27 protein-coding genes are annotated in these 26671 nt (G+C 34.6%); 6 read left to right on the plus strand and 21 right to left on the minus strand.

All coding sequences use genetic code 11. The annotated features are described in order from the left end of the window. Positions 1 to 50: 50 nt before the first annotated feature. From BM296_RS05480 to BM296_RS05490, 3 genes are read right to left on the minus strand one after another with little or no spacing between them, the layout of a single operon-like run. The gene (locus BM296_RS05480) at positions 51 to 308 is read right to left on the minus strand and encodes a GIY-YIG nuclease family protein (RefSeq protein WP_317041478.1); all 258 of its coding nucleotides are present in this window, start codon (positions 306 to 308) and stop codon (positions 51 to 53) included. 48 nt (positions 309 to 356) lie between these two features. Next, entirely contained in the window at positions 357 to 1994 is a 1638-nt protein-coding gene (locus BM296_RS05485; RefSeq protein ID WP_091901975.1) for an ATP-dependent DNA ligase, read from the minus strand. Continuing rightward, positions 1991 to 3016 carry a ligase-associated DNA damage response exonuclease gene (locus tag BM296_RS05490; RefSeq protein ID WP_091901976.1) on the minus strand — a complete coding sequence of 342 codons (1026 nt, stop codon included), beginning with the start codon at positions 3014 to 3016 and terminating at the stop codon, positions 1991 to 1993. The genes BM296_RS05485 and BM296_RS05490 overlap by 4 nt, the downstream gene beginning before the upstream one ends. A gap of 102 nt (positions 3017 to 3118) precedes the next feature. On the opposite strand from BM296_RS05490, the gene BM296_RS05495 reads away from it, so the two are divergent. Further along, the gene (locus tag BM296_RS05495) at positions 3119 to 3541 is read left to right on the plus strand and encodes a tellurite resistance TerB family protein (RefSeq protein WP_027065180.1); all 423 of its coding nucleotides are present in this window, start codon (positions 3119 to 3121) and stop codon (positions 3539 to 3541) included. A 47-nt stretch (positions 3542 to 3588) separates the two neighbouring features. Here BM296_RS05495 and fbp read toward each other — a convergent pair whose 3' ends face one another. Next, on the minus strand, positions 3589 to 4599 hold the full coding sequence (gene fbp / locus BM296_RS05500) for a class 1 fructose-bisphosphatase (protein WP_027065179.1): 1011 nt from the start codon (positions 4597 to 4599) through the stop codon (positions 3589 to 3591). A 108-nt stretch (positions 4600 to 4707) separates the two neighbouring features. Between fbp and BM296_RS05505 the strand changes: the two genes are divergently transcribed. The 3 genes from BM296_RS05505 to BM296_RS05515 all read left to right on the plus strand — a co-directional run bounded on the left by BM296_RS05505 (position 4708) and on the right by BM296_RS05515 (position 8377). Further along, entirely contained in the window at positions 4708 to 5190 is a 483-nt protein-coding gene (locus BM296_RS05505; protein ID WP_091901978.1) for a GNAT family N-acetyltransferase, read from the plus strand. A gap of 38 nt (positions 5191 to 5228) precedes the next feature. Beyond that, on the plus strand, positions 5229 to 6476 hold the full coding sequence (locus tag BM296_RS05510; RefSeq protein ID WP_027065177.1) for an aspartate kinase: 1248 nt from the start codon (positions 5229 to 5231) through the stop codon (positions 6474 to 6476). A gap of 80 nt (positions 6477 to 6556) precedes the next feature. Further along, positions 6557 to 8377 carry a lysophospholipid acyltransferase family protein gene (locus BM296_RS05515; RefSeq protein WP_091901980.1) on the plus strand — a complete coding sequence of 607 codons (1821 nt, stop codon included), beginning with the start codon at positions 6557 to 6559 and terminating at the stop codon, positions 8375 to 8377. On the opposite strand, the gene BM296_RS05520 is transcribed toward BM296_RS05515, so the two are convergent. The 16 genes from BM296_RS05520 to BM296_RS05595 form a co-directional block, all read right to left on the minus strand. Next, positions 8378 to 8878, minus strand: coding sequence for a GNAT family N-acetyltransferase (locus tag BM296_RS05520; protein ID WP_091901982.1), 501 nt, complete (start codon positions 8876 to 8878; stop codon positions 8378 to 8380). Between the two features lie 12 nt (positions 8879 to 8890). Next, entirely contained in the window at positions 8891 to 9379 is a 489-nt protein-coding gene (locus BM296_RS05525; protein WP_091901983.1) for a DUF6428 family protein, read from the minus strand. A gap of 15 nt (positions 9380 to 9394) precedes the next feature. Then, positions 9395 to 9718 (minus strand): ArsR/SmtB family transcription factor, encoded by a 324-nt coding sequence (locus BM296_RS05530; RefSeq protein WP_027065173.1) that lies wholly within the window; start codon positions 9716 to 9718, stop codon positions 9395 to 9397. Between the two features lie 79 nt (positions 9719 to 9797). Continuing rightward, complete coding sequence (locus BM296_RS05535) at positions 9798 to 10232, minus strand: NINE protein (RefSeq protein ID WP_091901985.1); 435 nt, start codon at positions 10230 to 10232, stop codon at positions 9798 to 9800. A 55-nt stretch (positions 10233 to 10287) separates the two neighbouring features. After that, complete coding sequence (locus BM296_RS05540; protein ID WP_091901987.1) at positions 10288 to 10674, minus strand: VOC family protein; 387 nt, start codon at positions 10672 to 10674, stop codon at positions 10288 to 10290. A gap of 14 nt (positions 10675 to 10688) precedes the next feature. Next, the gene (locus BM296_RS05545) at positions 10689 to 11144 is read right to left on the minus strand and encodes a DUF1801 domain-containing protein (protein WP_027065170.1); all 456 of its coding nucleotides are present in this window, start codon (positions 11142 to 11144) and stop codon (positions 10689 to 10691) included. 1 nt (position 11145) lies between these two features. After that, positions 11146 to 12090, minus strand: coding sequence for a 2-hydroxyacid dehydrogenase (locus BM296_RS05550; RefSeq protein ID WP_091901988.1), 945 nt, complete (start codon positions 12088 to 12090; stop codon positions 11146 to 11148). A 10-nt stretch (positions 12091 to 12100) separates the two neighbouring features. Further along, positions 12101 to 12466 carry a cupin domain-containing protein gene (locus BM296_RS05555; RefSeq protein WP_091902954.1) on the minus strand — a complete coding sequence of 122 codons (366 nt, stop codon included), beginning with the start codon at positions 12464 to 12466 and terminating at the stop codon, positions 12101 to 12103. 116 nt (positions 12467 to 12582) lie between these two features. Next, positions 12583 to 13938: a magnesium transporter gene (mgtE, locus tag BM296_RS05560; RefSeq protein ID WP_027065167.1), complete on the minus strand. Its 1356-nt coding sequence runs from the start codon at positions 13936 to 13938 to the stop codon at positions 12583 to 12585. Continuing rightward, positions 13925 to 14791: a 16S rRNA (adenine(1518)-N(6)/adenine(1519)-N(6))-dimethyltransferase RsmA gene (gene rsmA, locus BM296_RS05565; RefSeq protein ID WP_027065166.1), complete on the minus strand. Its 867-nt coding sequence runs from the start codon at positions 14789 to 14791 to the stop codon at positions 13925 to 13927. Before rsmA ends, mgtE begins: the two co-directional genes overlap by 14 nt. A gap of 20 nt (positions 14792 to 14811) precedes the next feature. Next, positions 14812 to 15444: a DUF4286 family protein gene (locus tag BM296_RS19730; protein ID WP_091901990.1), complete on the minus strand. Its 633-nt coding sequence runs from the start codon at positions 15442 to 15444 to the stop codon at positions 14812 to 14814. A 77-nt stretch (positions 15445 to 15521) separates the two neighbouring features. Next, on the minus strand, positions 15522 to 17309 hold the full coding sequence (locus BM296_RS05575) for a tetratricopeptide repeat protein (protein WP_091901992.1): 1788 nt from the start codon (positions 17307 to 17309) through the stop codon (positions 15522 to 15524). 33 nt (positions 17310 to 17342) lie between these two features. Then, complete coding sequence (locus BM296_RS19775; protein ID WP_218157879.1) at positions 17343 to 17609, minus strand: YdeI/OmpD-associated family protein; 267 nt, start codon at positions 17607 to 17609, stop codon at positions 17343 to 17345. A gap of 297 nt (positions 17610 to 17906) precedes the next feature. Next, positions 17907 to 19178, minus strand: coding sequence for a serine--tRNA ligase (gene serS, locus BM296_RS05585; protein WP_091901993.1), 1272 nt, complete (start codon positions 19176 to 19178; stop codon positions 17907 to 17909). 80 nt (positions 19179 to 19258) lie between these two features. Continuing rightward, positions 19259 to 20590, minus strand: coding sequence for an HTTM domain-containing protein (locus tag BM296_RS05590; protein ID WP_091901995.1), 1332 nt, complete (start codon positions 20588 to 20590; stop codon positions 19259 to 19261). 2 nt (positions 20591 to 20592) lie between these two features. Then, a complete protein-coding gene (locus BM296_RS05595) occupies positions 20593 to 21519 on the minus strand; it encodes a bifunctional riboflavin kinase/FAD synthetase (protein WP_091901997.1) in 927 nt (308 codons plus the stop codon). Between the two features lie 53 nt (positions 21520 to 21572). Between BM296_RS05595 and BM296_RS05600 the strand changes: the two genes are divergently transcribed. Both BM296_RS05600 and BM296_RS05605 read left to right on the plus strand, forming a co-directional pair. Beyond that, positions 21573 to 25337, plus strand: a complete 3765-nt coding sequence (locus BM296_RS05600; RefSeq protein WP_091901998.1) for a zinc-dependent metalloprotease — start codon at positions 21573 to 21575, stop codon at positions 25335 to 25337. Continuing rightward, the gene (locus BM296_RS05605; RefSeq protein ID WP_231500504.1) at positions 25334 to 26020 is read left to right on the plus strand and encodes a hypothetical protein; all 687 of its coding nucleotides are present in this window, start codon (positions 25334 to 25336) and stop codon (positions 26018 to 26020) included. The genes BM296_RS05600 and BM296_RS05605 overlap by 4 nt, the downstream gene beginning before the upstream one ends. Here the strand turns inward: BM296_RS05605 and pth are convergent. After that, positions 26017 to 26646, minus strand: a complete 630-nt coding sequence (gene pth / locus BM296_RS05610; RefSeq protein ID WP_027065159.1) for an aminoacyl-tRNA hydrolase — start codon at positions 26644 to 26646, stop codon at positions 26017 to 26019. The two genes, BM296_RS05605 and pth, sit on opposite strands and share 4 nt — an antisense overlap. Positions 26647 to 26671 lie beyond the last annotated feature (25 nt).

The following is a 26671-nucleotide window of genomic DNA, read 5'->3' on the forward strand; positions in this document are numbered from 1 at the left end:
TCCGAAGTTGAAAATTATCGTCTAACCAATTAATGGAAAGATCACCCCATTCAGGATTCATTGAGTTTATTAACTCTTCCTTTTTTTTTCCGATTGCCAGCTTTTAATTTCAATTCTCTTTTAAATGCATCTTCCACATTTTCAAATTCCTCAAAATAAACTAGAATATCGCAATTGTATTTCTTGGTGAAAGCATTTGGATATATTCTGTTTTTGTGTTCATTCATTCTTCTTTTAATGTCATCTGTAGCTCCAACATAAATAACTGTTTTATTTTTATTGGTTGTTATGTAGATATATCCTTTCATTTTATTTAGGCTAGTGAAATCAACAGATGTAAATTAACTATTAGTTTTTTATTCAACAGATTCCTTCGCTTCGCTCGGAATTAAGTTCTTCAAATCATCCAACGTATTCGCTTCGTGAATGTTCTTGTCCTTTCGCCATCGTAACATTCTTGGAAAACGTGTGGCTATACCACTTTTATGACGTTTTGATAATGCAATACCTTCAAAAGCGATTTCGAATACATGATGCGGAATAACACTGCGTACAGGACCAAATCTTTCTAAGGTGTTTTTCTTTATCCATGCATCTAGTTTTCTGAATTCTGCATCGGTTAGTCCGGAATATGCTTTTGCAAACGTTACCAGTTCCTTTTCTCCTTCTTCATTATCCTTCCAAAGAGCAAAAGTGTAATCTGTAAAAAGATTGCTTCGTCTTCCATGTCCGCGCATAGCATAAGTAAGTACCGCATCTATAGTTAATGGGTCTACTTTCCATTTCCACCAATCACCCTTTTTTCTGCCTACTAAATAAGGAGAATCCTTTCTTTTAAGCATGAGTCCCTCACTATGCATTTCGCGAGAGCGATCTCGTTCATCTGCCAATTCAATCCAAGAATTAAAATGCATTGTTTCAGATAGATGTAATGGTATCTTAGCTTGATTCTGTTCAGATACCACGTTTTTAAACATATTCTCTAATATATGTCTACGCTCAATAAAAGGTAGCTGACGAATGTCTTTACCTTCCCATTCTAAAATATCATAGGCTTTTAAAATAACAGGAACTTTTTTTAAGAGTGCTGCTGATATATTTTTGCGACCTATACGCGTCTGTAAATCATTGAAAGTACCGATAGTTCCTTCAATATAAGGTAGAATTTCTCCGTCTATAACGGTGCCGTTTGGTATAACGTTTACAAATTCATTAAACTCCGGGTACTTATCCGTTACCAATTCTTCTCCACGGCTCCATACAAATAGTTCATCATTTCTAAGAATTACCTGAGAGCGAATGCCATCCCATTTATGTTCTGCCGACCATTCATTTATATCGCCTAAATCTGCTGCTTCGCCTTCTATAGCATAGGCTAAATAAAAAGGGTAAGGTTTAGATAGGTAATCGCTTTCGTTTTCTTCGAGAACCAACTGTTGAAAAGATATCGTATTTGGGTCCCAGTTCCCCATCAATTTATAAGCTAAAATATCCTCGTCTATTTCAGTTGCTTTAGCCAATGCGCGGGTCATTAATTTCTGACTAACGCCAATTCTGAATCCGCCAGTAATGAGTTTTGTAAAAACAAAACGTTCATAATAGTTAAGCATTTTCCAGTTTTCATAGAGATATGCTTTTTTATCATCATCTGTCTTCTTTTTTAGGGCTATCATTTCCTCAAGAAAAACCGTTAAGCTTTTATCTGATGATTGATTTGCCGCTGGTATCACTAAAGCGATAGTTTCGGCTAAATCACCAACGATATGGTAACTTTCTTCAAATAACCAAAGTGGAATATTAGCTAATTCTGATGCCCAAGTTCTAAGTAGGGTAGTGTTCACCGGTCTTGGTGGTCTACGATGCGAGAGTATGGCAATTGTCCAAACTTTGTCCTCGTCACTGGCTTTTAGAAAGTAGTCTGTTAAGGCCTGTACTTTTATAGTAGTCTTATTGGTACTATCTAGTGTTTTTATAAGGAGTGCGAAGTTTTTCATGCTGTTATAGATGATTTTGAAGCTACGGCAGCTTCTATTTCTTCCTCTCCATATTGTGTTGCTTCGGTGCGGGCATCATAGCCTTGTTCGCGAAGGTATTTTGAAAATATATCTGTATATCCGTGGGTGCAAATAATCTTTTCGGCTCCTGTAGCTTCAATACTTTCTAAAAGTCCTGGCCAATCGCAGTGGTCACTTAATACAAAGCCTTTATCAATTGCTCTTCTTCTTCGGGCGCCTCTAAAAGTCATCCATCCGCTTGCGGAAGCAGTTACATATGGTACCATTTTTCTTATCCATGTACTGCCATGTGCACTTGGTGGTGCCAATACAATATTACCCAACAATTGCTCTTTCTTCGTTTCTCTAGTAATAAGTGTTGTTTTTGGAAAGTCTACCAAAGGTCGCAGCACCTCTGTCATATTTTCAATGGCACCATGGGTGTATATTTCACCAATATCAGTATTCAAATATTTTAATAGACGTTGTGCTTTACCTAAGCTATACCCAAAAAGAATTGATGTTTTGCCTTCGGCTTTATTTTCTGCCCACCAATTATTTATATTTTCTAGAACTTCTGCTTGAGGTGTCCATTTAAATGCCGGCAAACCAAAAGTGCATTCGGTAATAAACGTGTTGCATTTAATGGGTTCGTACGGAGTGGAGATACCATCGTTTTCAGTTTTATAATCTCCAGTAAATACCCAAACCTCGCCTTTATGCTCAACTCGTATCTGTGATGAGCCAATAATATGACCTGCTGGGTGAAGACTAAATTTTACATTATTGATAACAAAAGACTCTCCCCATTCTTTTCCTTCAACATTAATTTCGCCTAATCGATGCAGAATAATTGGAACGTTTCTATGATGGGTAATATATTTTTTATGACCATACCTACTATGGTCGGCATGTCCATGTGAGATTATTGCATGGTCTACAGGTTTCCATGGGTCAAGGTAAACTTTAGCTTTTTCGCAATAAATGCCATTATCTGTAAATTGTAATAGAGGAGTTTTCATAGCAATGTCAAGTTACAAATTTCACATGCAAACAAAGTTGATGACAAACTAAACTATGACCTCTAAAAAATTTATATTTGCTCAATAATTAAAAAATAAGATATGTCTTTTGCAGATTTATATACTAGTGGTGAGCACAGAAGAAACTTAGCTCATTTTGCAGCTTTGGCAACTTTAGCGTCTATTGACGGTGAAATTAGTACTGAAGAAAGAAAGTTGTTAGATCGGTTTGCTAGTAAACTAGATATAACCGAGTCTGAGTATGAAGAGGTTTTAAGAAAAGAAAATAAGTATCCAATTGATTCTACTCCGGATTCTGAGAAAAGATTAGAGCGTTTGTATGATTTGTTCAGAATTGTTTATTCTGATCATGAAATTGATGACGAAGAGAGAATCTTAATTAAAAAGTATGCTATTGGTTTAGGTTTTACTGGTGAGAAAGCAGATAGTATTATTGAGCGTTCAGTTGCCATTTTTGGAGGTAAATTAGATTTTGACGATTACTTATATCTTGTAAAGCATTAAGTTTTATAAAAAAAGAAATAAAAAAGGGAGCAATTAGCTCCCTTTTTTTAATGATACTTATTTAAGAATTCTTGTAGTTTTTCTACCATATTTCTACTTCCGCAGAAGAACGGAACCCGTTGATGGAGTTCTGTTGGTTGAATATCCATAATACGATTTTTACCGCCTATAGCTATTCCGTTTGCTTGCTCGGCTAAAAAAGCCATAGGGTTGCATTCGTATAACAATCTTAATTTACCGCTTTCACTAACACTACTTTTTGGGTACATATATATACCACCTTTAATCATATTTCTGTGAAAGTCAGAAACTAAAGAACCTATATATCTAGAAGTATAAGGTCTGTCATCTTCTTCCATTTGACAGTATTTAATGTAATCTTTTACACCTTGGTGAAAATGAACATAGTTTCCTTCGTTTACCGAATAAATTCTGCCATTTTCAGGAAATTTCATGTTAGGGTGAGATAGATAAAAAGTACCTAGTGCCGGGTTTAAGGTAAAACCATTTACACCATCACCTGTGGTGTAAACCAACATAGTAGAGGTGCCATACACTACGTAACCGGCTGCAACTTGTTTGTGACCGGGCTGTAGAAAATCCTCCATGGTAACAGGTGTACCAATAGGGGTAACCCGCCTGTAAATAGAAAAAATGGTACCCACAGAAACATTCACGTCAATGTTAGATGAACCGTCTAATGGGTCTATTAAAACAACATATTTATTTTGATGGTTATCATCATTACTGTTGATACTGATAAAACTATCTTCTTCTTCAGACGCAATACCGCAAACAATTTCTCTATTCTTTAGGGTTTGTATAAACTTGTCATTTGCAAAAAGATCTAGTTTCTGCTGATCTTCGCCTTGTATGTTAGTTTCACCTACACCGCCTAAAATATCAATTAAACCTGCCTTACTAACCTCATGGTTTACAACTTTGGCAGCTAATCTAATGGCATTGATAAGTTTTGATAATTCACCTGAGGAATATTGAAAGGAATCTTGATTTTCAATAATAAACTCCCCTAGGGTCTGATTTCTTTTTGGAGACATTTCTTAGTTTATGGTTATATACAAATATCGTGTATTTTGTTAAACGTTCAATTTTGGTTTTAATTACATTTTTTAAATTTATAACTTTGTGTTTTATTTGTAACAATTATGAGCTATATAATTCGAGTTGCCCAAAGAGAAGACATGAAGCAGGTGCTTCAATTAATTCAAGAATTAGCCACTTTTGAAAAGGAAGATGATGCCGTTGAAGTAAGTGTTCAAGATTTAGAAGAAGATGGTTTTGGTAAACAGAAATTGTTTCACTGTTTTGTTGCTGAGAAAAATGAAAAAATTGTTGGTATGGCTTTGGTTTACCCAAGATATTCTACTTGGAAAGGGGCGGTAATACATTTAGAAGATTTAATTGTAACCAAAGACATGCGTGGTACCGGTTTGGGTACAGCACTTTTAGATGAGGTAGTTAAATATGGAAATGACCTTGGTGTAAAAAGAATATGTTGGGAAGTTATAGATTGGAATGAACCAGCCATTGGTTTTTATGAAAGTAAGGGTGCCAAAGTAATGCGAGATTGGGATGTTGTTCAATTGGATGAAACTGGAATAAAAAATTATTTAAGCGCAATCGCTTAATAGAAAATGAATTAAAAAATTATAGATATAAATTGAGTATGAGAGTTTTTAAATTTGGAGGAGCATCGGTTAAAGATGCAAATGCGGTTAAAAATGTAGTTGAGGTTTTAAAAGAAGTAGGGTATGAGAATACACTAGTGGTAATATCGGCAATGGGTAAGACTACCAATGCCATGGAAGATATTATCAATGCTTATTTCAACGATAAAAAAGAGATACCATCTAAAGTTGCTGAAATGGTAGACTATCACCATAGTATAGTATCAGAATTGTTTCCAAACGCACAGCATTCCATTTATAAGGAAATTAAAGTGCTAGTAGATGAAATTAATGGCTTTTTAGTTTGGAATAAATCGCCTAATTATAACTTCGTGTACGATCAAGTTGTTGGATATGGCGAGTTGCTGTCTACGACTATTATAAGTGCTTATTTTAAGGAAATAGGTATTACTAATAATTGGTTAGACGTAAGAAATTTTATTAAAACGGATAGTACTTATAGAGATACTACGGTAGACTGGGAACGTACCCAAAGTAATGTTACCAAAATAGATCAAAAAGTTCTGAATATTACCCAAGGTTTTTTGGGTAGTGATGATAACAACTTTACCACTACTTTAGGTCGTGAAGGGTCCGATTATACTGCTGCTATTTTGGCTTACTGTTTAAATGCCGATTCTGTTACTATTTGGAAAGATGTACCGGGAGTTTTAAATGCGGATCCTCGGTATTTTGAAGAAACTCAATTACTAAATAATATTTCTTATAGGGAAGCTATCGAGTTGGCGTTTTATGGGGCATCTGTAATTCACCCAAAAACGTTACAACCTTTACAGAGAAAGGAAATTCCACTTCACGTAAAATCGTTTTTAAATCCATCAGGTAAAGGAACCACAGTTGGTAAAGGGGTTGGTATTGAGCCAAAAGTGCCTTGTTTTATAGTAAAGAAGAATCAGGTTTTAATGAAATTATCATCACTTGATTTCTCTTTTATTGTAGAGGATAGTATCAGTGAACTTTTTAAATTATTTCATCAGCATAAAATTAAGGTTGGTTTAATTCAAAATTCAGCCATTAGTTTTTCAGTTTGTATCGATAATAAATTTGGAGGATTGGAAGCGCTATTACAGCAGTTAAAGAGTAAGTTTAAAGTGGTGCACCACGAGAATGTTTCTTTATACACTATTCGTCATTTTAATAATAAAGCTCTTGAAACCTTACAGAATGGGCATGAGCTATTATTAGAACAGCGTGGAACCGAAACTGTACAGCTCGTAGTAAAGTAATTTCTTTGCATTTCCTGTTTTCTAAAAGCAAAGCTGCTTCTGCTATTTTCCTATATTTACAGTCTAATCGAGGATGATATATGGGTTTAGTTACCGCTAAGGAGATTGCCAAAGCTATCAATCTTGCCAAGTATGGCGTGTTTGGTACTTTTATTGGCTGGGTGCTGCTGAAGGTTACGCGTTTGTCTGGTATTAATCGTTATTACGATACCATTGCACATTTAGAAGGTGAAGAGTATGCCAATGCAATATTAGAGCATTTTGATATTGATTATGAAATTCCTGAGGAAGATTATAGGCGATTACCAAAGGAAGGAGCATATGTAACCATTAGTAACCACCCATTGGGTGCTATTGATGGTATCTTGCTTTTTAAGTTAATGCTTAAACAACGGCCCGATTATAAGATTATGGCCAATTTTCTGTTGCAGAGAATGGTACCTTTAGAACCTTATGTTTTACCTGTAAATCCATTTACCGAACATAAAGATGCCAGAAGTAATCTAGCAGGTTTTAAAAAAGCATTAGAACATTTAAAAGATGGTCATGTATTAGGAATTTTTCCTGCGGGCGAGGTTTCTACCCATAAAGATGGTAAGTTAATTGTTGATAAAGCTTGGGAAGAAGCTGCTATAAAATTAATTAGAAAAGCAGGTGTTCCTGTAGTTCCCATTTATTTTCATGCCAAGAACAGCTCTCTATTTTATCGTATTTCTAAGTTGGGAGATTCTTTGCGTACAGCTATGATTCCTTCACAAGTCTTTTCTCAAAGAAATAGACCAATAAAAGTAAGAATAGGTCAGCCCATTTCTGTTGCTACACAAAATGAGCAGGAAAGTTTACAAGAGTATACAGAATTACTGCGCCGTAAGACTTATATGTTGTCAAATGCATACGAGAAAGAGCGTTTAATAGACCAAATACCAACATCACTTAAAATACCTAAGCAACCAAAGAAAATTGCCACAGCGGTGCGTAAAGAGGTAATGGAGGGTGAAATAGAAAAACTTAGAGAGAAAGATTGCCGATTATTACAAAGTAAAAATTACGAAGTGTTTCTAGCAAAGGAAAAGGACATGCCTTTTATCTTGAAAGAAATAGGAAGACAACGTGAAGTAACTTTTAGAGCAATTGGCGAGGGAACTAATAAGGCTATTGATTTAGATAGTTTTGATACGTACTACCATCACTTGTTTTTATGGGACGATGAAGCTAAATGTATTGTAGGTGCCTACAGAATGGGTATGGGGTCAGAGATTTTTCCTCAGCATGGTATTGATGGTTTTTATGTGCAGGATCTGTTTAGGGTAGAACCAGAGTTATATGATATGATGGAACACTCCATTGAAATGGGACGTGCCTATATCACTAAGGAATATCAGCAAAAACCAATGCCATTATTTTTACTTTGGAAAGGAATTGTACATACCACCTTAAGGTTTCCAGAGCATAAGTACTTAATTGGCGGAGTTAGTATAAGCAATCAATTTTCCAATTTCTCGAAATCTTTAATGATCGAGTTTATGAAGTCTAATTATTGGGATCCTTATGTAGCGCAATATATAAGACCTAAAAAAGAGTTTAAGGTGAAGTTGAAAGATGCGGACAAGGAATTTGTTTTTGATGAAACGCAAGCCGACCTTAATAAGTTTGATAGATTGATAGATGAGGTTGAGCCAGGTAATTTACGTCTGCCGGTTTTAATTAAAAAATATATAAAGCAAAACGCAAAAGTGGTTGCATTTAATGTAGATCCTTTGTTTAATAATTCTGTAGACGGACTAATGTATATTAAAATATCCGATTTACCTGAGAGTACAGTAAAACCTGTAATGGAAGAATTTCAAGCGGAGCTGGAACGCAGATTGGTAGAATCTCAAAATACAGAGAAAGAAGAATAGTTAATCTACACCAACAACTTTACTTCGTCTTTCAAATAGAATATTGTCTATCCATTTTCCATGTAGTTTACCAACACGTTCTCGGGTACCGATCATTCTAAAACCTGCTGATTTATGTAATTTAATACTACCATGATTTGTTGGGAATACGCCAGATTGTAGTGTCCAAATCCCCTCTTTTTCACTAGCTCTAATTACGTGTTCCAATAATAATTTACCGACACCTTTTCCTCTACTACTGGCTGAAATATAAACACTTATTTCAGCAACACCTCCATACACGCATCTATTGGAAACAGGGGATAGAGCGACCCATCCTAAAATTTCATTCTTGTTTTCGGCAACAAATCTGCATGTAGACATATGAGCTTTATGCCAAGCATCAAATGAAGGGGTATTGGTTTCAAAAGTCGCTACCCCTGTCTCAATACCTTCTTTGTAAATGTTAGCAACAGAATCCCAGTCTGTTGCTAACATTGGTCTTATTGTCATTTCACTCATATCGTAATTTAATTAGCAGCAGCCACTACCAGGAGCGCAAGAAGTTTCTGCTACTTGTTCAGTAGTTTCTGGAATACCACAAGTTTCTTTTGCTTTACAATCGGTTTTTTCAATGCCTAAAAGCATTAAAATTTGATTGTTTTTAATTTGATGTGATAATACAAATAGTTGAGCCGTATGAAATACCGAATTACTGTATTCAAATTTTACTTCAACATCTTTTTCCATTGGTTTTATTTTATCCACTTTATTTAAGATGCCCATTGCTTTGTAGGCGGTCATGTAGTCTCTTTTGCCTAATTCCTGCGGACTTTCCCATAATTGTATAATAGTTTCTTTCCAGAAATCTGTACCGGCACCACAATCTACTGAATCAACGGTAATATTCTTTACTTCAGTTATGTGATAGTTTGCACCTACTAGTTGACCAGGAGCATATTCAAAGACTAAACTCTTATCAGTGTTCTCCTTTAGTAAGGTTAAAAATTCATTTGTTTTCATGTCTATAGTTTTTAATTAACAACAATTGCTTTTAGTGGTGTTGAAGAATGTATTCAGTAAAGTTTGTATTTCTGTCCATTTAGGTAGGTTAATACAATAGCAGACTTTTTTACCTTCTATTTCACCTTTAATTAAATCAATACTCTTTAGTTCTTTTAAATGTTGTGAGATAGTTGGTTGTGCCAATCCTATTTCATCAACAATATCATTACAGATACAGGAGTCTTGCTGACTTATATATTGTAAGATAGCAATACGGGCAGGATTGGACAGTACTTTAAAAATAACCGCTAGCTTATTCTGCTCTACATTGAATATTTGTGTTTTAGTAATGCCCATATCATATTTATATATTGCAATATTACGATAATAAATGTAATAAAAAAAGTCGGATAGTATTTTACCCGACTTTTTTTATTTAGAACCAAGGTTTTCTACCTACTTGGTATGTATTGTAAAATTCTTCATCTGATTTTGTTAAATAGATGATACCTTCAATTAAACCTACTAGTCCCATAGCTGAAGCACCGATGCCACAGGTAAAGAAACCCACTACTAATGTAACTGCCAACATTATAATACCTTCTTTTTGATATCCTAATATAAATTTATGAATACCTAGGCAGCCTAAAATTATTGCTAAAATCCCAGCTAACATTTTTTTGTTTTCTCCTCCAGCATTGCTGAATGCTTCTTTGGCACCTGCACTAAATTCATTTGCCGTTTTTTTAGCTCCTTCACTAAAGTCTTTTGCAGATTCTTTCGCATCCTCTGAAAATTCTTTGGCTGACTCTTTAGCGTTGTCAAAAGCATCTTCTGCTTTGTCTCCTAAATCTTTATTCTCGTCTGACATTTTAGTTGTTTTTTGGTGGTTATTATTAGCGATAAATGTAGCAATTATTTAAACATCACAAAAATGCTTTATCAATTGGTTCCCAAAGTTCTAATTTATTTCCGTCGGGATCTAAAATCCAACCGAATTTTCCGTATTCAAATTCTTGAATTTCGCCTACTACGGTAACACCTTCTTCTTTTAAAACCTTTAATAATTCCACAAGATTTTCAACCCTAAAATTCATCATAAAACTCGATTGGCTAGGCTTGAAATAATCAGTATCATCATTCATTGGGCTCCATTGGGTAGAACAATCATTATCTTCTTTATCTTTCCACCAAAATGTACAGCCATATTGATCAGTGTCCAACCCTAAATGTTTGTTATACCAGTTTTTAGCATGGTCTGGGTCTTTCGTTTTATAAAAGAATCCTCCTAAACCTGTTACCCTTTTTTTCATATCGCTTTAGGTTTTTATTTTTTTATAGTTGTTTCATATTTAGAAATCCAGTCTCCCACTGTTATTTTGGTACAGAGTTCCGCAATTAACTTGTAAGGAACATCGTCCATTTTTTTAAATCTAATACAGCTTTTACCCATATCTAATTTAAGTTTGCAGTGTTTTGGGTACTCGTCTATAAACCAATTCATTAACACATTGTCTGCATAAATACCTGAGTGGTAAAGGGCGATAAAATTCTTTTGTGAAGCTAAATTAATAAATGGCAGAGGTAGTTCTGGGTTAACATGATAACCAGATGGATATAAAGAATGTGGTACTACAAACCCTAACATGCCATAACTTATTTGCTCTTCAAAACCTTTAGGTAAATTTCCCATAATTATACCTCTTAGTTTTTCAATTACTACACGACGTTCTTGTGGTAATTGCGCAATGTATTCATTTGGCGTGCTGGCTTTGTATTGCATATTAACTCTCGAATTTTGCTTTAATTTTATCTACTACGGTTTGTGCTAATTTAATTTTACTTTCAACTGTCCAACCAGCAACATGTGGTGATAGTATTACTTGATCAGAGTTTGTTAAGTATTTAAATGCTTCTGGTAAGTTATCACCTGTAAACATATTTTCAAAAGATGCCTTCTCATATTCCAACACATCTAAACCGGCACCTAGAACTTTGCCAGATTTTAAGGCAGCTACCAAATCTGATGTCTTAATACATTTACCGCGTGCTGTATTAATTATCCAAATAGGCTTTTTGAACTTTTCTATGAATTCAGAATCTACCATACCTATAGTCAGTTCTGTCTGTGGTACATGTAAACTAATCACATCTGCTCTGTTTTGAAATTCTATAATACCTACTTGCCTAGCATTCTCATCTTCAACACCACCCTGAATATCGTAGCAAATAACCTCATCTACATCAAAACCTTTTAGCTTTTTTGCGAAGGCTTTCCCCATATTGCCATAGCCAATTATACCTACAACTTTTCCTTCTAATTCAATACCACGGTTGCCTTCTCTATCCCATTTTCCGCTTCTAACTTCCTTGTCCGAAGTATTCAATTTATTAAAAAGCGATAATAGCATGCCCAAAGCGTGTTCGCCAACAGCATTACGATTACCTTCTGGAGCAGCAGCAAGAAAAATTCCAAGCGATTTAGCATGTTTGGTGTCAATATTTTCAAGTCCGGCACCTAATCTACCTATAAACTTCAGATTCTTAGCTTTGTCTAAAAATTTGGCATCAATTGAAAATCTACTGCGAATAATGAGTCCGTCGTAATTTTCAATTTTAGCTTCAATCAGTTCTTTAGTAGAGCTATAGTCTTCATCGTTCTGAAAACCTAATTCAGAAAATTGCTCAATTATTAATGGGTGATTTATATCTACGTGTAATACTTTCATTTAATCTAAATTATATTTCGGGGTAGTTTGTTTGTGTTTTTTCATCTTGTACGTTTCCTGTATGGGAAGTACTTAATTTTTCAAATAACATTACGTGCACTTCTTCATCATCTTTGGTCATTGGACAATGCTCAACGCCTTTTGGTATAATAATTATCTCTCCTTGTTTTACTATCTCTGTACGGTCTCTAAATTGCATGTGTAAAGTGCCTTTTACAATTTGGAAAAGTTCATCTTCGTTGACATGTGAATGCCATACAAACTCACCTTTTAACTTGGCTAGTAGTACTTGCATGTTATCAACAACACCAATTTGATGTGGATGCCAATACCCACTTACTAGTTCATATTTTTCTTTAAGATTAATACTCTTCATAAATGTGTTTGTTTTTATCCTAATAGGATAAAAAATGGTTGACATTCTTTTTTAGAAAATTGATTATAGTAAGATACGCAAAGCGCCAGTATTCTAAAAAGAAGATGAGCTGTTTATTAAATGCCTAAAATCAATTTTGCAATAGAGAAGTAGATTAAAATTCCGAAAATATCATTTCCTGTAGTTATAAACGGACCGGTAGCTACTGCTGGATCAACGCCTCTTTTGTCTAAAAATACAGGTATAAAGGTGCCGATTAATGCGGCAATAATAATAACTGATATTAGGGCGACACAAAGGGTTATTGATATTAAATAACTAGTATGAAAGAAGAAATGGCTAATGACCAATACGATGGCGGCAATGGCAACACCATTAATTAGACCTAACGTAAATTCTTTAAGTAGCCTGTTTAAAATTTCCCCTTTTACGGTATTGTTGGCTAGACCTTGTACCATAATAGCCGATGATTGTACACCAACATTACCTGCTGTAGCCTGAATTAATGGAACAAAAATTAACAGTATAGGAAAAGTACTCATTACTTCTTGAAAACTACTTATTATACTGGCGGCACCAATACCACCGAACATACCAATAATTAACCAAGGTAAACGTGCCTTTGTAAGCTCCCAAATACTATCATCAGAATCTACCCCTCTAGAAATACCTGCGGCCATTTGGTAGTCACGCTCGGCTTCTTCTTTAATAACATCTACAATATCATCAATAGTAATACGACCAACCAATCTACCTATTTCATCAACTACAGGTATGGCCTCAAGGTCATACTTGGTCATAATTCTAGCTACTTCTTCTGGATCTTCATTAACATTTACTGCATCAACATTTTTAATGAAAACATCTTTAATATGGGTTTTTGTAGAAGTCGTAAGTAAATCTTTTAACGAAAGCCTACCTTTTAATTTGTCTTCGTCATCTACTACATAAATAGAATGTACACGAGTAACATTTTCTGCCTGTGCACGCATCTCTTTCACACAAGTAAGAACATTCCAGTTTTCATTGACCTTTACAAGCTCTTTTGCCATAAGTCCACCAGCAGAGTCCTCGGCGTATCTTAAAAGATCTACGATGTCTTTTGCGTGATCTCTATCTTCAATTTTAGAGATTACATCTTGTATTTGTTCTTTTGGTAGTTCCCCAATAATATCTGCGGCATCATCGGTATCTAACTCTTCTAATTCACTAGCTATTTCTTGAGATGATAGATTACCCAATATAGCTTCACGAACATCTTCATCTAATTCTGTTAAAACATCTGACGTTTTATCACTGCCAAGTAATTTGATTAGATAGGTAGCTTGATTCTCATCTAGTTCATTGATGATTTCAGCAACATCGGCATAATGCACGGCACCTAACATAGAATTTAGTTCAGTATCATTGTTTTGATCAATGAGCTGTTCTATTTCTTCTACAAATTCTTCTGTTAGTTTAAAGGGTGTCATCTGCTATTTTCTTCGTCAATGCTATAAAATCGGCAACAGCCAACTGTTCTGGTCTAAGATCAAATATAGTATCTTCTCTTAGATTATCTGATAAGGTAAATGTTTTTAAACTGTTACGTAACGTCTTTCTACGTTGGTTAAAAGCCGTCTTCACAACTCTATATAGTAATTGTTCATCGCAAGAAAGTTCAAATTCAGGTTTACGCGTTAATCGTAATACGCCCGACTGTACTTTTGGTGGAGGATCAAAAACATCTGGTTCTACGGTAAATAAATATTCAGCGTCATAAAATGCTTGAACCAAAACCGAAAGAATGCCATAAGCTTTACTGCCTTCTGCAGAACAGATACGTTGCGCAACTTCTTTTTGAAACATACCCGAAAATTCAGGAATTTGAGTTCGAAGCTCTAGCATTTTAAAAACAATCTGGGTTGAAATATTGTAAGGAAAATTACCTGTTATACCAAATTGCTCTTCACCAAACAAAGTCGAAATATCAAAATTTAAAAAATCTGCTTCAATAACTTTAAAAGTGCCTTCGCCTTCAAATGCTTTAGGATGTTCTAGCGGGAAGGTTTCATTTAAGTATGTGATGGACTCTGTATCTAAATCCATTGCAACTAAATTACTATCTCTTAAAAGAAGGTATTTAGTTAGTACTCCAGTACCCGGACCTATTTCAATTACATTTTTATAGTCCTTTTGTAATAAGGTTTCCGCTATTTGCTTAGCAATATCTTCATCTTTTAAAAAGTGCTGACCTAGATATTTTTTTGCTTTTACAGGACCTTTTTCATAGTGCTTTTTATGAGCATATTTATCACCTTTATTCTTCTTTCTTTTCGTTCCCATAACCTGTTTTTAACGGCACTCTATTTTGCAATATACGCCCATGCGTTTTTTCCTGAAGCCAATTGAATTAGAATTCTTTCATATGCTGCTCCTTCATACTTGTCCGCTTTTTGCAATTCTTGATGAGATAGGGTATATACTTGACCTTTTATAATATCTTCTTTAACTCCGGTATGTAGCAAGGTAGGGTAGAGGTCTGCTACCTTCTCTTTAGATATAATGTACTGTGGCAATTCATCTTCAAACCCATTTAAAGGTCTAGAGAAAACACCTAATTGTACTTCTCTTTCTTGTAATGTTCCGTAAGTAAACAAATAATGTGTAGCTGCAGCACGTTGTACAAAGTACTCATCTACTACTTCTAGTTCTGTTTTAAAAGAAACCAATTGACCAGCAAATTTCTTTTGAATACTTTCAATTAAAGCAGGTGCATCTTCTTCATAATATCTTTCTAATGTTTCTTTGTCAGGTACCGTATATTGAACGGAATATGTAAAGCCTCCCATGTCTTCTTCAACCAGAACTTTGGTAAATTTTGCGCTTAAAAATTTACCTGTTGAAAGTACTTGGGGAATATGGGTTTCTTTCATCCATTTTACCCAAAAATGGTGAGCTGTTTCTTCTATGTTGGTGGTAACGTTATATATGTACATGCCTTAAAATCAAAGTTCAAATTGTATTGCAAAGTTAGGTCAACTAAGTCTTAATACATATTAGATGAACAGTGTTTTTAATTTATGGAGTCTCCCCTTAAAATTCTAAAGTTCTTTCGGGCTTCAGGAAAGTAGTAACTATCTTGATAGTTATAGATTATTTTCTCGTACTGTTCCTTTGCTTTTAAAGGGTCGTTAAGTACTTTTCTATATAGTTCGCCAAGTGCAAAATAAGCATCATCGGCTAAAATACCATTTCTATAAAAGGTTATTATTTTCTGATAGTTTAATTGTGCCTCTTCGTATTTCTTTAGCTTTTCAAATAATTGCGCTTGCTTTAAAAGTGCTTCATCTTCAATTTTTTCGCCCTTGTGGTTTTCTAAAATATCATCTAGGACTTTTATAGCTTCGCCTGTGTTATTTTGATAAGCTAAAAAGTCTGCTCGCGCATATTTTTTTAATGCTGTTTGGGTAGAATCTTCAAGCGAATTATCTGAAATAAGTAAACTCAACTGCATGGCATCGTTTGCGATTAATTGCGAAGTGGAACTTCGTAATACCTTTAACTGAGTTAATGCCCAGTCAAAATCGCCTTTGTAAAAACTTGTTTGAGCCACTTTATAACGGGCATCTTGACCTAAAACATCGTTTTTTAGTTTTTGCTGAATTTGAGAAAAATAGATAAGTGCTTCGTTGAACTTTTTGTTATACACTAAAATATCGCCCAACGCTAGTTTTAGATATGCCGTGCCTCTATCACTTAAGGGTAATTCTAAACTATTCTTCAATATTTTTTCTGCGGGTGCCGGTTCATTTTTTTTAAACGTTAGAAAGTTTGCGTATGCAACTTGTAATTGTAACGATTGGGATTTGTATCCAAAATCATCTATGAGCGCATCATATTTTTTTTGAATACCATCTAACTGATTGTTTGAAACATCTAATAACTCAATATCAATTAGGTTTAGTTCTGCATCTAATTGGGTAATTTTATTATTTGTATTATCGATGACATAGCTGTAAATATCTTTGGCTACTTCATATTCTTCAGTGTCTAAAGCACTTTTACCTAAATTTTCTAACCTAGAAGTAGAACTGCCGTTCATCCGTTTAAAAATGGCTTTCTCTTGTCTTAAAGCACTATTGTATTGCTTTTGTTGAACAAAGAGCCAGCTCAGTAATTCGTTCCATAGAATATCGGGATTCTTTTGAGCGCGTTCTAATAATACTTTTTTTAATAGGAGGTTGTTTTTATCCTCAGCATTTTCAGATACAAAATCATCAATACTTCTTAGAATATTAGATTTTGATGTTTTACCGTCTATTACAAGGTTTAGGTAAGAATTGTACATGGCTTCTACATTACCTTGTTCACCATAAATTCTAGCCAGTTGAAAGTTGAAATCTAAAGCAGGATTAAGTTCCATTGATTTTTGAAAGGCTTTTATAGCCATATCCAGTAAACTATATTTTTGAAACTGAAGACCTAAGGCATATCCGTAATTCGGATTTTTAGGAATTATATCTAGTGCTTTATCGTAATAGGTTTGTGCTGTGTCTTCTTTTTCTTGAAGATTATAATTGTAGCCCAAATCTATTAATAGTGTAGGGTAGGGGTTGCGGTCTTTTAAGCGCTCATTTAAAAACTCTTCAGCATCTTGGTAACGCTCTAATTGCTGATAACATGAAACTAAATCTTGTACATATTCCGTTCTTCGCGGATTTTTCCCCACAAGCTTTTCATAAAAAACTACTGCTTTTTCAAAATCACCATCAGCAAAATATTGCTTTGCCAAGAAATCATCTTGGGCATAGGTGAACGTAGACAGGGTAACAAATGAAATTAGAAAAATGATAAAACGCATAATCAAAGATAAGTAGAATGACGTAAGATGTTGTTAAGGAGATGGTAACAAACTAGGTATTTTAAAATAGAGGTCTTTTAGGATTTGTTGTGCGAACCATCGCATTTGGGCATTTATCTTAGATAAACCACAAACACAATCATGTAAATCTTTACCGATGAATATTCTTTCGATATTCTTTTTAATTCTAGATGTACGTGTAGTAAATTGTTTGGCTTGTTGAATATGAAGTATGTATCCTTTTTGACGATCGGGAGTTAAACTATCAAAATCTTCTTTGAATTTTGGGTTTTCTGAAATTTTTGTTCTAGTTCAATATGAACAACAAAGTCGGATTATTTTTTTGATCTTTTCATGTACCATAAAGTAATATGATTTATGATAGTATAGGATATTCAAAAACCTAATTAATATAACTGATCTTTTTATTTAATTTAGATAGTAATAAGTTCGATTAAGGGCTAAATCGGATAGATTCAACAGCTTATAGTTTATCAAAATAAAAAAACAGAAAAATATTAATAAAGGAGTACTGTATGTACTACAATCCTCCTTTAAAGGTGCTAGAACTTTTAAGCGATGATTAAAGTCGTAAGATTAATCAATCATATCAAAACCACAATAAGGCACCAATACTTCTGGTATTTTTATACCTTCAGGAGTTTGATAATTTTCTAGAATACCTGCTAAAACACGAGGTAATGCTAATGAGCTACCATTTAATGTATGGGCTAGTTGATTCTTTCCGTTTTCATCCTTAAAACGTAGTTTTAATCTATTAGCCTGGTATGTTTCAAAATTTGAAACAGAGCTAATTTCTAACCATCTGTCTTGTGCAGTTGAAAATACTTCAAAATCAAACGTAAGTGCAGCTGTAAATCCTAAATCACCACCACATAGGCGTAAAATGCGGTAAGGTAGTTTTAGTTCTCTAAGAATATTTTTTACATGTTCAACCATGCCGTCTAAAGCTTCATATGATTTTGAAGGGTGTTCTACACGAACAATTTCAACTTTATCGAATTGGTGTAAACGGTTTAAACCACGTACATGTGCTCCATAGCTACCTGCTTCTCTTCTAAAACAAGGCGTGTAACCAGTATATGTAATAGGGAAATCGTTCTCGTTTACTATAACATCTCTAAATATATTGGTAACAGGAACTTCTGCCGTTGGTATCAAGTAAAGATCATCTGCGGTTACGTGGTACATTTGTCCTTCTTTATCAGGTAACTGTCCTGTGCCATAACCAGATAATTCGTTTACCAAATGCGGTACCTGAATTTCAGTATATCCTGCTTCGGTATTTTTATCTAAAAAGTAGGCTATTAATGCTCGTTGTAAACGAGCTCCTTTTCCTTTATAAACAGGAAAACCTGCACCAGCTATTTTTACACCTAATTCAAAATCTATAATGTCATATTTTTTAGCAAGCTCCCAGTGTGGCATTGCTCCTGAATCTAAAGTAGGTATTTCACCTTCATTAAAAATCTCTTCGTTATCCTCTTCAGTAGAACCTTTAACAACAGATGCATGTGGTGCATTAGGTAATTGGTATAAAAGTGTCTGTAATTCTTCTTCTGCTGTGTTTAGATCCTCGCCTAATTGCTTAGACTCTTCTTTTAACTTAACAGTTTGCTCTTTTAATAAGTTAGCTTCTTGAACTTTTCCTGTTTTGTATAATACGCCAATTTCTTTGGAAATTTTATTCGATTCTGCCAAAACGTTGTCCAAACTAGTTTGTGCGGCACGTCTGTTTTCATCTAACTGAAGTACTTTTTCAATTAATGGTTCTGCATCTATGTTTCTTTTTCCAAGGGCAAGGATAACGTCTTCTTTGTTATCTCTAATGGTCTGTATTTGTAACATTATGGTGTATTGTATTTGGATGCAAATTTACGTTAATCTTATAATTATTACTGGTATTTAAAGACTAAACAGTTTTGTAACTATTTTTTAAGTTTGGAGTAGCTGGAAGGTAGAATCCATTCATGATGTTTTGTACGGTACCATGGTTCTGCAGCCAAATCTGTTTTAGAATTTATGAAAGATTCATAAGGTTTCCGATTAATGCTGATTTTAGAATTTTCTAAATGAACAGAAACATTCATATTCTTTTCTGCAAATTCTTTCTTTAAATACTGGGCAAATTGCCAAGCAAAATCTGGGTAGGCAAAGATTTTTCGCTCTTGCGCACGTGTAACATACTCTTTTGGGTCAATGATAAATACTTGCTTAGTAGTTGTTTCAATTGCTTTAAATGTACCTTTTCCATGTCTACTACGTAGCATCATTCGCCAGCTCATTCTATGACCTTCTTCAGTCCAAAGTACATCATCTTCTATTGCATGGTGTCTAATAGGTAATATCAACTGTATTATAAAATATAAGCTTGCCCCTAATATGAGTGTATTTCCATAATTTGGCACGGATGTATATGATGCGGCAAAGGGAGCTTTTGTTTTGAAAAATATTTTACGAATGGTTTCTGGGTCAAAAAAGAAAACACTGAAAGCAATTGATAAATACGGAAAAATTCCAATCTGAAAAATAATCGAATTAAATAGATGAAAGAAAATTGATATAAAGAAAGCTATTTTACGAGTTGGTTTCCAGAGTAGCGCAGGTACAATTAGTAAATCAAATAAAATACCTACGGTACCAATGATACTATGTATCCAAGGTTCTTGCAAAATTTCACCAACCAACCAATAACTTTTTTTTGACCTCATTAACACTTCAATAGTGCTGAAGTCTAACCAATCGCCATACATTTTAGCAATAGAGGCGTACACATAAACAATGAATAATTGAAGTACTATAAACCATTTTACATATGAATACATTGAATTGCATTCTAATTTCGGATTCATTTTAACGTCTAATGACCTGTACCTTTCTGCGGGGAAGAAGCACATGGCAAATGAAATTAATATGAGTAAATAGTAATGGTTATTATAGGCAGTCTTTTGCATCAAATAAGTTACTGTCCACAAAACTGTAAATGTTATTATACTTGCACGGTATTTTAACCCTATAGCGATGAAAATACCTAGCAGACCCATTATGCCGAAATAGAAATACATGCCATAGCCAGGTAGTGGCTGTAGAAATTCAAAATCTATGAAAGGGAAAGTATATTTTGGGTCAATTAAATTTCTTTTTACCCAACCTGTGCCAATTGCACCAAAACATTCAAGTGACACGAGTATGCCAAAAAAAATACGAAAGATGATTAGTGGGCTATTATCTATACGTTGAAATAACAACCTGTTTAACATAATTACCGCTGAATAAATTCTATTGATTTTTCTTTGTCTTTGGCTAATTGAGCCTTTAAAGCTTCAATAGATTCAAATTTATGCTCATCTCTTAAACGAACCAAAATATTAATTTGAATTTTTTGATCGTATAAATCTGCATCAAAATCGAAAAAATTGATTTCAATTGATTTTTCAGTACCATTAACGGTAGGGTTATAGCCTATATTCATCATTCCGTAAATAGTTTTATCGGCAATACTACTGTTAACTACATATGCGCCATTTTTTGGTATTAGTTTGTAGTCTTCGGCTATATAAAGATTAGCGGTAGGGTAGCCTAACTGTTTGCCAATGCCCTTGCCTTTTATAATTGTACCGGTAAGCATGTACTCATAGCCTAAGTAGCTATTGGCAGTTTCAATATCGCCATCCTCAAGCGCCTTTCTAATTTTTGTTGAACTTACAGAAACATCATCAATTTCTTGAGCAGGAATTTCATCTACCGTAAAGTTATAAGTACTTCCAAAAGTGATTAAATCTGATATGTTCGCGGTTCTATTTCGTCCAAACCTGTGGTCGTAACCAATAATCACCTTTTTGATATTTAAGGTGTTTACAAGAATGTCCCGAACAAATTCGGTTGCCGTAAGTCTAGAGAATTCTCTGGTAAATGGATGAATGATAAGAACGTCAAGACCAAGTTTTTCTAAAATAGTAATCTTTTCGTCTATTGTATTTAACAGTTTAATGTTGGTATCTTTCTGTAAAACCATTCTAGGATGCGGAAAAAATGTAAGTACAGAAGATTTTAATGCCGTCCTTTTGGCATGGTTTATGATTTTGTTAAGTATTTTAAGGTGGCCAATATGTACACCATCAAAGGTGCCTATGGTAATGACCGTAGGATATTCTTCTTTATACTTAGAAATGTTGCGGACTGTAATCACCTATGATAGAAAATAAAAAGACTTATATTTGATTTTGAGTTAAAAGCCTCTTAATGATTGCAAAATTACGCCTAGTTTTCTCAATTACCATAGTATTTCTTTCCTTTTCCAGTATGGCACAAACTGCTTATTGGAAAAATACGGAATTAAATGCAACTGCTAAGCAAATTTCTAAACAGCGTTTAAGAGTCAATAAAGGAAAGGCTTTTATTTTAAATCAAGCGGAATTTGAAACGGCCCTTGCTGAAACGCAGAACTCTAAATTAATTTATTTTCCAAATGAGGATGGTAGTTTAATTCCTTTTTTAGTGGAAGATGCTCATCTTTTTTCTACAGAACTTGCCGAAAAATATCCGTCTATAAAGTCTTATAAAGGTATAGCCTTGCACGACCCTACGAAACAAATACGTTTTAGTATTTCTCCAAAAGGTATTCAAAGTACAATGAGTACTTCTGGTGATAATGGCGCTTTATTTATGCAGAAATCAATTGAGGATACTTATGTACTATATCGCAGAACGGAGCAAGACCAACGAGATATTGACTTTGTCTGTAAGACAATGCCCGAGGTTAAGGAGTACTCACAGAATTTAACTGCTAAGTTAGTTGATGACCAAACTCTCAGAAAATTTAGGGTAGCTATTTCCGCTTCAGGTGAATACACACAATTTCATGGCGGTACAAAGGCAGATGCCCTTGCTGCGATTAATGCAACACTTACTAGAATAAACGCTGTTTTTGAGCGTGATTTATCTATTACACTCGAATTGATCGCAAATACTGATTTAGTAATTTATACGAATCCAGAAACAGATCCATATACAGGTAGTTTAAGTTCTCAAGTGCAAAATACTTTGACAAATGTAATCGGCGAATCAAATTATGATATTGGGCACTTGTTTAATCAGCAGGATAATACTTTAGATGGTAATTCTGGTTTTATTGGAGCAGTTTGTACAGATAGTAGAAAGGGTAGTGGTTACACCACCTTATCTTCGCCTGTTGGGGATGCTTTTGACATTGATCTAGTTGCTCATGAAATGGGGCATCAATTTGGAGCCAATCATTCATTTTCGCATATTTCTGAAGGAACTACAGTACAGGTGGAACCTGGTAGTGGTACAACTATTATGGGTTACGCTGGTATAACCGGTGTTAATAATGTTGCTAGCAATAGTGATGATTATTTTCATTATGTAAGTATAGTTCAGATTAGAGATTATTTAAAAACAGTTTCTTGTGGTACAACAGAAGTAATAACCAATACACCACCAACCTTAGCTCCTTTAGTAGATTATATAATACCGAAAGGAACTCCTTTTATACTTACAGGTGAAGGAAGTGATGCAGATACTGGCGATGTTCTAAGCTATACTTGGGAGCAAATTGACAATGGTGTAGTAACGCAGGCTACTTTTGGTCCAAATAATCCCGCAGGTGCTAATTTTAGGTCTTTGCCGCCAAAGCTTGTTCCACAAAGATATTTTCCTAGTTTAAACAGAATATTGTCAGGTGAACTAACTCAAACTGTCCCAACGGCAGGTGATGCATGGGAAACTGTTTCTAATGTGGGACGTGATTTAAATTTTTCATTGACAGTGCGAGACAATGCATTAAACGGAGGGCAATCGGCGTCAGACGAATTAAATGTTACGGTAGTAAATGATGCGGGGCCATTTTTAATTAGTTCTCAAAGTACAGAAGAAACTTTTGAGGCTGGATCCGTGCAAACCATTACCTGGGATGTGGCAAATACTGATGTTGCGCCAATAAGTACAGAAACGGTAACTATATTTTTATCAACTAATCGTGGTGTAACATTCCCTATTATTTTGGCAGAAAACACATTGAATGATGGTAATCAAACTGTAATTATACCAAATATTGCTACCAGTACTGGCAGAATAATGATACAGGCAGACAATAATATTTTCTTTGCCATAAATGACGCTAATTTTGCAGTTACTCCTTCGGAAATAGTACTGAATTTTGACCAAATAGGATATGATATTTGTAAGCCTAATGACTTAACTATTCCATTTACATATGAAACTAATTTAGGGTTTGATGAAGAAAGTGCATTTAGCGCTATGGATTTGCCAGTTGGCTTATCGGCAAATTTTACGCCTGAAACTGCAGATGCTACAGATACTTTGGTTGATATTGATTTTGAAGGTGTTTCCACTTTAGATGTTGGTATATATCCAATTAGAATTTTGGCAACTTCAGCAACGGTTACAAAAGAAATTACGCTACAGTTAAGAGTGTATGATGATAATTTCGAAGATGTTGTTTTGACCTCCCCGGTTGACGGTTTTGAAAATGCATCTACAGATGTATTACTTGAATGGGAAACATCTGTAGGGAATACGCAATATGATATAGAAATTTCTGATGATGCTGCTTTTACCAGTATAATAGAATCAAGTACCGTAAATGGTGGTTCGTTCTCACCGACCCTTATAGATAATAATGGGTTGTATTATTGGCGAGTTAAACCAAAGAATGATTGTGGAGAAGGAGTATTTGGTACAGCCTTTAGTTTTTCTACGGTGCAATTTAACTGTACAACAAAGAGCGCTTCAGGTATGCCAATTGCCATCTCTAGTAGTGGTACTCCTGTAATTACTTCTAAATTGGTGTTTTTTGAAGATTTGCCGGTAGCTGATATTAATGTACAACTTGACATTGAACATACCTTTTTGGCGGATTTGGTAATCAATTTAACATCGCCGTCAGGTACTACAGTGACTTTGTTATCTAATTCTTGTGGAGATGCGCGTAATATTAATGCCATCTTTGACGATGATAGTCCTGCTTTTAATTGTTCTGTTAATCCTGGTATAGGCGGTTCGGTAAAACCCTTAGGGAGCTTAAGTTCTTTTAATGGCGAATCTTTAGTTGGTGAATGGATTTTGGAGATAAAAGATAATGCTCCATCTGATGGCGGTAGTTTAAAATCTTTTACATTAGAGGTATGTGTTGAAGGAGATTTTAGACCGGACGCTGATAATGATGGAGTTTTTGATGATGGAGATGACCTTTGTTTAAATACTCCTGTAGGTCAAGAAGTTGATGCTTCTGGTTGTGCTGTATATCGTTTTCCTCCAGAGAATTTTATAATTAGTTTAGAGAGTGAAACCTGTAGAGATAATAACGATGGGTCTTTGTCAATTGTACCAAAACTAGCTTTGGATTATCAAGTAGTGGTTTCTGGCAATGGTATTGATCTTACACAAAATTTTTCCAATGCCTTTAATTTGGCTAACTTAAGTTCAGGTACATACACCCTTTGTATTATTGGAACTAATGGGCTTATAGTTTATCAAGAGTATTGCGTTGAAGTTCAAATATCAGAACCTTCTATCCTTAATGTTACCTCTAAGATTGTGGATGATAATTCTCTTGTACTACTTGAGATGAATGGGTCGTCGTTTTATACGATAGAGTTGAACGGAGTGGCTATACAGACAGAAGAGTCTACCGTAGAATTAGTACTGGAAAAGGGATTGAATACTTTAAAAGTATATACAGATATTCCATGTCAAGGTATTTATGAAGAACAAATTGGCTTTTATGAGCAACCGGTATTATTCCCTAATCCGGTAAAAGATTTTGTGGAGATCTATTTAGGTGCGCAGCAAGAAGAAGTGGTGGTTAGTGTTTTCAGTTCTGATGGCAGGTATATTTCAAGTACAACTACTTTGCCTTTAGACGGTATTGTAAAGTTAGATTTGAGTTCTCTTGCTACCGGAATTTATTATTTGAAGTACGAGGGTAGAATAATTAAAGGAACTTCTAAAGTAATTAAAGAATGATGCGCTTATTAGTACTTATCGCTTGCTTGTTTATGGCTATTACTAGTTGTAAAAAGAAAAGTGCCGCAACGCCACCTGAAGCTGTATCCTTGGTGTTTCCAGATGAGAATTCTGAGTGTACTACTGGGGTGAGCTTAGGACAGGAAACAAGTCAGGTAGAGTTTCGTTGGAATTTGGCAGATAATACAGAAACGTATGAATTACGTGTTACAAATATTTCTACTGGTACTGTGCAAACAATAGTATCGGCGTCGAATTCTGCCAAACTGCCTTTGGAAAAAGGAGAGCAATTTTCTTGGTTTGTTCGTTCTAGAAATAGCGATGTTGAACAAACAGTTTCAAGTGAGGAATGGTATTTTTATAATTCAGGTTCTAGAACAACATTTGCCCCATTTCCAGCAACAATTGAAAGTCCTGCAGCGTCCGATAATGTATTTAAAGATATTAATAATGAGGTCATACTATCTTGGTCAGCTTCTGATTTAGATGATGATATTGAAGGTTATGAAGTGTACTTCTCGGTAGAGACGCCACCAATAGATTTAGTTCGTGAATTGTCAGCTCCAATAACAAGTATAAAAGTCTCTGTAACATCAGACACAGTTTATTACTGGAAGGTCATTGTAATAGATGAAGAAGGTAATAAGTCAGATACAGGTATATACACCTTTAAAGTCCTTTAGGAGTTGTTGTATTGGTTCATGGTTCTTGCTATTCCGGCAAGTGCGAATGAATTAATTATTTCTGTAGATTTTTTTAATCGCTCTGGTAATAATGCTTTTTCCTCATCATTCCATTGACCTAAAACATATTCTACCTGTCTACCTTGTCCAAAGTCTGCACCTACACCAAAACGATATCGGTTGTAGAGAATAGTTTGTAGAAATAACTCCACATCCTTTAATCCGTTATGTCCGCCATTACTACCTTTTGTTTTTATCCTTATGGTGCCAAAAGGTAAATTAATATCATCTGTAATAACTAGTACATTACTTTGTGGTATGTTCTCTTTATCCATCCAATATTTTAATGCTTTACCACTACGGTTCATATAGGTAGAAGGTTTTAAGCAAATAATAGTTCTGCCTTTTATTTTATATGATCCAATATCACCTAGTTTAACAGTTTCGAAAGTGAAATCATTGGTTTTTGCTACCTCATCTAATATTTTGAAACCAATATTATGACGAGTTTCTGCGTATTCATCACCTATATTACCAAGGCCAACTATTAAGAATTTTTTCATGGGATCTTTCTCTTCAGGAATTATGCTCTGCTTAGAAAAAAGTGATTTTATAAAACCGAACATTTGTATTATAATTTAGGTTGTAAAA

The organism is Maribacter stanieri, assembly GCF_900112245.1.
In the GTDB taxonomy this organism is placed as follows: domain Bacteria; phylum Bacteroidota; class Bacteroidia; order Flavobacteriales; family Flavobacteriaceae; genus Maribacter; species Maribacter stanieri.